Consider the following 241-nt stretch of genomic DNA (forward strand, 5'->3'; position numbering starts at 1 on the left):
GCCCGCGCTGTCCGCGGATGCCGCAGCGGCCTTGTAGGCTTCGCGGAACGGCACACCGGCCACGGCTGCTTCCACGGCCACGTCCGTGGCGTACATGCCCGAATCGATCGCCGCACGCAGGCGGTCTTCGCGCCACTCCAGGTTCGCGAGCAGCGCGGGCAGCAGTTCGAGCGCCGGCAAGCCGCGGCCGAAACCGTGAAAGATCGCGCCCTTGCTGGCCTGCAGGTCGCGGTGATAGCCG

At 71.0% G+C, this 241-nt stretch carries 1 pseudogene; it reads right to left on the reverse strand.

The features are described 5' to 3' along the window. Positions 1-241, reverse strand: a pseudogene (locus OH705_RS28565) (hypothetical protein); the annotation flags it as partial.

Source organism: Pseudomonas sp. BJa3 (genome assembly GCF_026343815.1).
Classification (GTDB): domain Bacteria; phylum Pseudomonadota; class Gammaproteobacteria; order Pseudomonadales; family Pseudomonadaceae; genus Aquipseudomonas; species Aquipseudomonas soli.